Here is a 7,923-nt window from a genome sequence, read left to right on the forward strand (position 1 = left end):
GCGCACGGTGTCGCTCATGACGTGACGGTTCACGAGCATCTTGGCGAGCGGCAGATTGCTGAGGCAGCGCACGGTGGAGTTGCTGACGTTGGCGGAGAGAGAGCCGCGTGGATCGGTGTTTTTGAAGAGGAAGGAGACGGGGTCACTGACGAACATTTCATACCAGATGCCGATGCCCATGGGGGCGCCTTCTTCGGAGTTTACCGGCTGGCTGCGCAGGTACATCTGGTCCAGACGCAGATCGACGATGTGGCATTTGCCGAGCCAGTTGACCAGGAATGCAGCGGGGCCGAGTTTCGCGGGCAGGAAGTGCAGGCCGGGTTCGTCGAGGGTGCCGACGACTTTGCCAAAGAGCAGGTACACCTGGCTGCGGCGCTCCTGCACGACGGCATAGAGACCGATGATGCGCCCGATGGAAAGGATGAGCGGCACCGCAATGCTGCAGCCGATGAAGGTGACTGCGGCGGCGAGAAGGAAATGGGAGAAAGCGTCCATGGAAGTGTGTTGTTGGTTCCTGGTTCTTTGTGCTGGGTTTAATCTCTGCGGGTTTCGACGAAGACCTGGCTGGCCTTGTCAAAGAGGGCGAGGCGGACATTGCGCACGTAGGAGCGCAGGGCGGCGGTGCCACGGGTTTTCAAATCAAGGAGCTGGGAGGCGAGGCACTTGAGGGGCTCGACTTCGGCCTGGGCTTTGAGCGTTTCGATTTCGACGGCACGCTGGGACTGCACGATCTTCTGATCGGCGCTGGCCTGGGCGAGGCTGATGTCTGAGGAGACCTGATTGTAGGCGGTGTTGATGGCGGCGAGGGCGGACTCGACTTCATGCGGCGGGTCGATGCCGGTGATCAGGGAGGCGTCCAACACGATGCCGTAGCGAGCGGAGGAGCTCTGGCATTCGTGGTCCATGTGCTCGTTGAGATCGCGCATGTTTTTGCGGATGTCGTTGATCGAGATGCCAATGGTGGAAGCGGCTGCGGAGTGCTCCGGATCTGCTGCGGGATCAGGCGGTGCCTCAAAGGTGGCGATGCGCTCGCGCAGGACGCTGACGAAGTAGCCCATGACGTGGGCGTAGGCGTTCTTCACGCCGAAGACGAAGGCGTAGAGATTGCGCTCCGAAACGCGGAAACGGATCTGGCCATTGAGCCCGACGTTGAGCTGATCCTTGGTGACGGCATCGAGGATGCTGCCGGAGTTGTTGGCGGAGGGATCATCGGGATCCCAGGCCATGTTCACGGTGCTGGTGGCGATGTCGACCTTGTACACTTTTTCCCAGGGCCATTTAAAATAGGGGCCGCCCGGCTGGATGACGCGCACCTGCGGGTAGTCGTAGCGCAGTTTCTGATCGGCGGTGAGATGCTCGGCGACGGGGTCATCAATCGTGCGGAGATTGCCGACGCGCTGCGCACGACCGAAGCTGGTTTTGACCGCGCGCTCGTTTTGATTCACCGTATAAAACCCGGCGATCAGGTAACGCATCAAGAACCAGACGAGGAATCCAACAAAACAGCCAAAGGCAGTGGACATAGGTGGGATAGGTTGCTGGTGGAGACTCCGGGGAAAAGCCGGACATGCCAACTACAAAGGTGCGGCCGCGTTGGAATTCATTGCCCTAGGATAGTTTTGAGGAAGGGGGTGGAAGCGCGCCTGCGGCAGCCAGACTGCCACTTTGCCGCTTGACCCCGGGCGGGGTACGAGGCAACTGCGGGAACCTACCATGAAGAAAATTTCCCTGTTCATCCTGCTCACGAGCGCCCTGTCATTGATGAGCTGCGCCACGGCCTCCAAGCCCCAACGCCAGCCGGTGGCAGGTGGTGAGATGGTCTCCTTTCCCAGCCAGCACATCTCGTTCTTTTTGCCGGACGGCTGGAAGGTGATGCCGAAAACGAAGGGCGAGGGGCGGCTGCTGGGTGCGGCGCATGACAATGGCGATCAGCCCGGGGGCATCGTGTTTGCTCTGATCACGGCGCCTGATTCCAGCCACAAGGGAGTCAAAGACCCTTATTTCATCAAGGATTACCAGCGCGCCTGGAGTGCGAAGGGATTCACGAAGTTCAGCAAGCCGCAACTGGTGACGGTAGGCGGACGTGAAGCGATGCGCTGCGAAGCGCGCAAGCCGGAGACCAATCAATCCTTCTTGAACTACACGTTCATTGATAAGGGGAAGATGGTAGGCCTGTTGTTTGCCTACTATGGCATGCCGATCTCGCGTGGCCCCGCAGTGCAGCGGATCGTGGATTCGTTCTCGATACGCTGAAGCGAGAATGGGAGCAGGTCGGGACTTTGCAAGTCCCGCTCCTTGAGGCGAGCTAGATGTGTGCGAATTGCGGCAAGGAAGGTGGGCGCATAACACGCCGGAACCGGCTAAAGCCGGGACTGCAAACATGGTCTGTGACCTTCCTTTCTCACTGCGCAAACGCAGTCCAAAAAAAGACCATGAGATGGAAGTCTCATGGTCTGCTGTGCTCCGGGGTGGAGCGAATCTAGGTGCTCCAACTCAAATGGTCTTGCGCTTGCGCTTGATGTTGAGGTGGATGGTGGCGCGCTGGATGGCGGCCATGGCGGCGGCGACTTCTTCCTGATGCTCGCCGGGCTTGAGGTTTTCGAGGGCCATTTTCGCGCGGGCGATGGCTTCCTCAGCGGCTTTTTCGTCGATCTTGTCGGCGTCCACAGCGGCATCGGTGAGGATGCGGGTGACGGAGCCGGTGACTTCGACCAAGCCTTCGCCGACGGCGAGTTCGATGGTTTTGCCACCCTTGGTGATGCGCAGCTCTCCGGGGACCAGGGTGGTCACGAGATTGCTGTGCGCAGGCAGGACGCCCATTTCACCCTCATACCCCGGAAGCACGACGGTATCGACCTCATCGGAGTAGATGCGGGCTTCAGGGGTGACGATTTCCAGTTTAAGAGGCATGAGATGGAGAAATGACGAATGACGAAATCAGAATGACGAATGAATACGCCGTTGGTTGGCAGCGCAGTGGATTAGTCCTTCTTAACGGAGTCGATGCCGCCCTTCATGTAGAAGTTGGCTTCAGGGACGCTGTCGTGCTTGCCGTCGAGAATTTCGGCGAAACCCTTGATGGTGTCGGCCACCTTGACGTATTCGCCTTTGGTGCCGGTGAAGATTTCGGCCACGTGGAAGGGCTGGGAGAGGAAGCGCTGGAGCTTACGAGCGCGGAAGACGGTGAGTTTGTCTTCTTCGCTGAGTTCGTCCATGCCGAGAATGGCGATGATGTCCTGAAGGTCTTTGTAGCGCTGAAGGACGCGCTGCACGCCACGGGCCACGCGGTAATGCTCTTCGCCGACGATTTCAGGCGCGAGGGCCTTGGACACGGAGGCGAGAGGATCCACAGCAGGGTAGATGCCCAGCTCGGCGAGGGAACGCTCAAGCACGACGGTGGAGTCAAGATGGGCGAAGGTGTTGGCCGGGGCAGGGTCGGTCAAGTCATCCGCTGGGACGTAAACGGCCTGGAAGGACGTGATGGAACCGGTCTTGGTGGAGGTGATTCGTTCCTGCATCATGCCCATTTCTGCGGCAAGAGTCGGCTGGTAACCCACGGCGGAAGGCGTACGTCCAAGGAGAGCGGACACTTCGGAACCGGCCTGGGAGAAACGGAAGACGTTGTCCACGAAGAAGAGCACGTCCTGGTTCTTTTCATCACGGAAGTACTCGGCCATGGAGAGGGCGGAGAGGGCGACGCGGAGACGGGCACCTGGAGGCTCGTTCATCTGGCCGTACACAAGGGCCACCTTGGATCCGGGCTCGCTGATGTAACCGCCCTGGTCGTTCTTCACGATGTCGTGGCCGTTCTTCTTCACCTTGATAACGTCGGACTCGATCATTTCATGGTAAAGGTCGTTACCTTCACGGGTACGCTCACCCACACCGGCGAACACGGAGTAACCACCGTGGCCTTTGGCGATGTTGTTGATGAGCTCCATGATGACGACGGTCTTGCCGACGCCAGCACCACCGAAGGCGCCGACTTTACCACCCTTGGTGAAAGGGCAGATGAGGTCGATGACCTTGATGCCGGTTTCGAGGATCTGAGCGGAAGGATTCTGATCGACGAGAGCAGGAGCGGCGCGGTGAATGGCGTAGCGCTTCTGTGTCACGGGGGCGGCCTGGTCATCGCAAGCGTCACCGGTGACGTTGAAGATACGACCGAGCACTTCTTCACCGACTGGAACGGTGATCGGGCCACCGGTGTCGAGGACGTCCATGCCGCGCTTGAGACCTTCCGTGGAAATCATGGCGATGGAGCGGACCCAGCCGTCACCCATGTGGCTCTGAACTTCGCAAGTGAGGCGGACCTGCTTGCCAGCCTGGTTGAAGTTGATTTCGAGGGCGTTGTAGATGCCGGGCAGCTTGCCAGTGGCGGAGAAATCCACGTCCACCACGGGACCGATGACTTGAACGATTTTGCCGATGTTGCTCATAAAAGAAGGGAAAAGTGAAAAGGGAGAAGTGAAGGGGGCTTATTCAAGAGCCATCTTGGCGGTGGTGATTTCGAGGAGTTCGTTGGTGATCGCGGCCTGACGGAGCTTGTTGTACTCAAGGCTGAGGTCCTTGATCATCTGCTTGGCGTTGTCGGTGGCGTTCTTCATGGCCACCATTCGGCTGGAGTGCTCGGAGGCGCGGGATTCAAGCACCATCTGATAAACGGTGTCGTTCACGTACTGAGGCAGGACGGTTTCAAAGACGACCTGAGCGCTGGGTTCAAATTTGTACTCCAGAGAATCCGCAGCAGTCGGGGTGATTTCGTGGCCAAAGTCACGCTTGCCACCCAGAGTCACCGGATTCACGGGCAGCAGCTGCTCGACCGATGGAAGGACGGTGACGGTGTTGATGAAGTTGTTGAAGATCACGAGCACCTTCTTGTATTCGCCAGTGCGATACTTTTCCTGGATGAAGCGGCTGACGGCGCGCACTTCGGCGAACTTGGCGGGGTCCTTGATCGGGAAATCAGCCACCAGTGTGCGGCGCAGACGGTTGATGGCCTGTACAGCTTTGCGGCCGATGGTGACGTATTCGACTTCGCCTTCGATCTGCGAGGTGATGAGCTTCTTGAACAGGTTGGTGTTCAAGGCGCCGCAGAGACCTTTGTCGGATGCGATGAGGAGGACGAGGGTCTTGTCTCCCTTGCCTTCGGCGAAGAAGGGGTGGATGCCTTCTTCGGCGTGCGCCTTCAGGTTCACGAGAACCTTGTTGAGCATTTCGGCGTAGGCACGGCCATGGCTGGCCTGGTCCTGCGCTTTTTTCATCTTCGCAGCCGCGACGAGCTGCATGGCCTTGGTGATCTGGGCCGTGTTTTTGACCGATTTGATTCGGCGTCGGATGTCGCGGGTGGAGGGCATGTGAGCGGGGAGCTAGGAGCGTGTAGCAGAAAACCGGAGAGCGTTACTTCCAGGAGGCTTTGAAGTCGTCGAGAGCGGACTTGAGGCCGGCTTCGACATTGTCGAGGGTCTTTTCGTTGGCGAGCTGATCCATGAGCTCGCTCTTGCGGGTGCTGAGGTAGTCTTCCAGTTTGGCCTGGAATTCCTTCACGCGATCCACAGAAACGGAATCGAAGTAGCCCTTCTGCATCGCGTAAAGCGTGCTGACCATGATCGGCAGGCTCTTCGGCTGATACTGCTGCTGTTTGAAGAGTTCCACGATGCGGGCACCGCGGTCGAGCTTGGCTTTCGTGCCAGCGTCGAGGTCGGAGCCGAACTGGGCGAAAGCGGCAAGTTCGCGGAACTGGGCGAGATCGAGCTTGGTGGTGCCGGAAACCTTCTTGATGGCCTTCGTCTGAGCGGCGGAACCCACGCGGGACACGGACAGACCCACGGAGATGGCAGGGCGGATGCCTTGATAGAACAAGTCGGTTTCAAGGAAGATCTGGCCGTCGGTGATGGAGATCACGTTCGTCGGGATGTAAGCGGACACGTCGCCAGCCTGGGTCTCGATGATCGGCAGAGCGGTCATGGAACCACCGCCGTAGTTTTCGCTGACGCGGCAGGAGCGCTCAAGGAGACGGGAGTGGAGATAGAACACGTCGCCCGGATACGCTTCACGACCGGAAGGACGCTTCAAGATGAGGGAAACCTGACGATAGGCAACGGCCTGCTTGGAAAGGTCATCAAAGACGATGAGGACGTCCTGGCCTTGGTCCATGAACCACTCGCCGATGGCGCAACCGGAATACGGAGCGAGGTACTGATTCACTGCAGAGTCAGAAGCGGAGGCGCTGACGATGGTGGTGTATTCCATGGCACCGGCGTCTTCGAGAGTCTTGACGACACGGGCAATGTTGGACTGCTTCTGGCCGATGGCGACGTAGATGCAGTAGAGAGGCTTGTGGCCCTTGAGCTTACCCTGTTCGGCTGCCTTGTTCTGCTGAGCCTGGGAAATGATGGTGTCGACCGCGATGGTGGTCTTGCCGGTGGAACGGTCACCGATGATCAGCTCGCGCTGGCCACGGCCAATCGGGATCATGGCGTCGATGCTCATGATGCCGGTCTGCACGGGGACGGACACGGACTTACGGGCGATGATGCCAGGAGCGAGCTTTTCGACAGGATACTGGGTTTCACCCTTGATGTCGCCTTTGCCGTCGATGGCCTGACCGAGGGCGTTCACGACGCGACCGAGGAGGCTCTTGCCGACTGGCACGGAGAGGAGGCGGCCGGTGGTCTTGACTTCATCACCTGCACGGACGTTTTCGCCGGAGCCGAGAAGCACGCAACCGACTTCGGTTTCTTCGAGGTTCAGAGCGAGGCCGTAGACACCGCCGGGGAACTCGATCATTTCGTTGAGCATGACATCGCTCAAGCCTTCAATCTTGGCTGCGCCGTCACCGATTTCACGTACGATGCCCACATTGGACTTCGTGACGGCGGTCTTGAGGCCGGCGATTTGGGATTCGATCTCCTGGAGGATGTTGCTCATGGTATTGCGGGTTTAAAAAACTGAGAGAGGGGCTGAGGGCGGAAGAAATTAAGCGGAAAGGGAGTCTGACAGGGCTTTGAGACGGGCTTTGACACTGCCATCCCAAACGTCGGAACCGACTTTCACGCGGATGCCGCCAAGCAGCTCTGGATTGACACTGAATTCGAGGGTGAGCGGGCGGCCATACTTCTTGGAGAGGCTGGCCTGGAGCTCGGACTGTGTGGCTGGAGCCAGCGCGGTGGCGCTTTCCACTGCGGCACGCTGACGGTCCACTTCATTGCCCACGAGGCGGGCGAAGGCATCAAGGATGCCGATGAAACCACGGGGCTTGCTTTGGGCCACGCTGTTGACCACGGTGCGCACGCGGGACTCATCCAGTTTCCCGTCTGCGATACAGGCGCGGAAAAGCTGGCGGGAGGTGCGGCGGGCTTCTTTGGTGATCTTCATGGTGGCGAAGCGGCGGAAAAATTAAGCGGAGACCTGGGCGGAGGTTTCCTGATTGATGCGGGACTGGTCTTCGGAGTTGAGGACCTTGCCGGTGACGCGGCTGGTGGCGTCTGAGACCATGCGGCCGAACTCACGCTTGAGCTGGGACATGAGCTGCTCCTGTTCAAGCTGGGCGGCTTCACGGGCCTTGGCGATGATGGTGTTGGCGGAGGAGACGGCCTCCTGCTGGCGGCGTTCCTGAATGAGCTTGGCAGCGTCATCAGCTTCCTTCACAAGGCGGGCTGCATCAGCCTCTGCTTTGTCGAGGATGGCCTGGGAATTCTTCGCGGCCTCGGCGGCGTCGCGGGTGATTTTTTCGAGCTTGGCTTCGCCATCGGCGATGCGCTGGCGGCGCTGCTCAAGCATGCCCATGATCGGACCGAAGGCGTACTTCTTGAGGACGGTATAGACCAGAATGAAAATGATGACTTGGGCAAAGAACTTGCCCCAAGCGAGTCCGAAGTCGCCTGCGATCTGATATGCGATGCCTTTAATCTGGTCCATGAC

At 59.1% G+C, this 7,923-nt stretch carries 9 protein-coding genes; 1 reads left to right on the forward strand and 8 read right to left on the reverse strand.

All coding sequences use genetic code 11. The features are described from left to right. A partial coding sequence (locus WAW39_RS15090; RefSeq protein WP_422320029.1) for an SPFH domain-containing protein occupies positions 1-495 on the reverse strand: 495 nt, incomplete at its 3' end. Between the two features lie 38 nt (positions 496-533). Next, positions 534-1,523 (reverse strand): SPFH domain-containing protein, encoded by a 990-nt coding sequence (locus tag WAW39_RS15095; protein ID WP_422320030.1) that lies wholly within the window; start codon positions 1,521-1,523, stop codon positions 534-536. Between the two features lie 190 nt (positions 1,524-1,713). On the opposite strand from WAW39_RS15095, the gene WAW39_RS15100 reads away from it, so the two are divergent. Further along, positions 1,714-2,253: a hypothetical protein gene (locus tag WAW39_RS15100; protein WP_422320031.1), complete on the forward strand. Its 540-nt coding sequence runs from the start codon at positions 1,714-1,716 to the stop codon at positions 2,251-2,253. A gap of 240 nt (positions 2,254-2,493) precedes the next feature. Here WAW39_RS15100 and atpC read toward each other — a convergent pair whose 3' ends face one another. The 6 genes from atpC to WAW39_RS15130 form a co-directional block, all read right to left on the reverse strand. Beyond that, positions 2,494-2,910, reverse strand: coding sequence for an ATP synthase F1 subunit epsilon (gene atpC / locus WAW39_RS15105; protein WP_422320032.1), 417 nt, complete (start codon positions 2,908-2,910; stop codon positions 2,494-2,496). A 71-nt stretch (positions 2,911-2,981) separates the two neighbouring features. After that, positions 2,982-4,439, reverse strand: coding sequence for a F0F1 ATP synthase subunit beta (gene atpD / locus WAW39_RS15110; protein WP_422320033.1), 1,458 nt, complete (start codon positions 4,437-4,439; stop codon positions 2,982-2,984). Between the two features lie 39 nt (positions 4,440-4,478). Then, positions 4,479-5,357 (reverse strand): ATP synthase F1 subunit gamma, encoded by an 879-nt coding sequence (atpG, locus tag WAW39_RS15115; RefSeq protein WP_422320034.1) that lies wholly within the window; start codon positions 5,355-5,357, stop codon positions 4,479-4,481. Between the two features lie 43 nt (positions 5,358-5,400). Further along, positions 5,401-6,930: a F0F1 ATP synthase subunit alpha gene (atpA, locus tag WAW39_RS15120; RefSeq protein ID WP_397381613.1), complete on the reverse strand. Its 1,530-nt coding sequence runs from the start codon at positions 6,928-6,930 to the stop codon at positions 5,401-5,403. A gap of 48 nt (positions 6,931-6,978) precedes the next feature. After that, complete coding sequence (gene atpH / locus WAW39_RS15125) at positions 6,979-7,377, reverse strand: ATP synthase F1 subunit delta (RefSeq protein ID WP_422320035.1); 399 nt, start codon at positions 7,375-7,377, stop codon at positions 6,979-6,981. 21 nt (positions 7,378-7,398) lie between these two features. Further along, a partial coding sequence (locus WAW39_RS15130; protein WP_422320036.1) for an ATP synthase F0 subunit B occupies positions 7,399-7,923 on the reverse strand: 525 nt, incomplete at its 5' end.

This window comes from Prosthecobacter sp. (assembly GCF_049294395.1).
GTDB lineage: Bacteria > Verrucomicrobiota > Verrucomicrobiia > Verrucomicrobiales > Verrucomicrobiaceae > Prosthecobacter.

What these genes read in the sequence shown, in the direction of transcription:
- WAW39_RS15100 (WP_422320031.1), top strand. Translation starts at nt 1,714, where the DNA reads ATGAAGAAAATTTCCCTGTTCATCCTGCTCACGAGCGCCCTGTCATTG.
- atpD (WP_422320033.1), bottom strand. Translation starts at nt 4,439, where the DNA reads ATGAGCAACATCGGCAAAATCGTTCAAGTCATCGGTCCCGTGGTGGAC.
- atpG (WP_422320034.1), bottom strand. Translation starts at nt 5,357, where the DNA reads ATGCCCTCCACCCGCGACATCCGACGCCGAATCAAATCGGTCAAAAAC.
- atpH (WP_422320035.1), bottom strand. Translation starts at nt 7,377, where the DNA reads ATGAAGATCACCAAAGAAGCCCGCCGCACCTCCCGCCAGCTTTTCCGC.
- atpA (WP_397381613.1), bottom strand. Translation starts at nt 6,930, where the DNA reads ATGAGCAACATCCTCCAGGAGATCGAATCCCAAATCGCCGGCCTCAAG.
- WAW39_RS15095 (WP_422320030.1), bottom strand. Translation starts at nt 1,523, where the DNA reads ATGTCCACTGCCTTTGGCTGTTTTGTTGGATTCCTCGTCTGGTTCTTG.
- atpC (WP_422320032.1), bottom strand. Translation starts at nt 2,910, where the DNA reads ATGCCTCTTAAACTGGAAATCGTCACCCCTGAAGCCCGCATCTACTCC.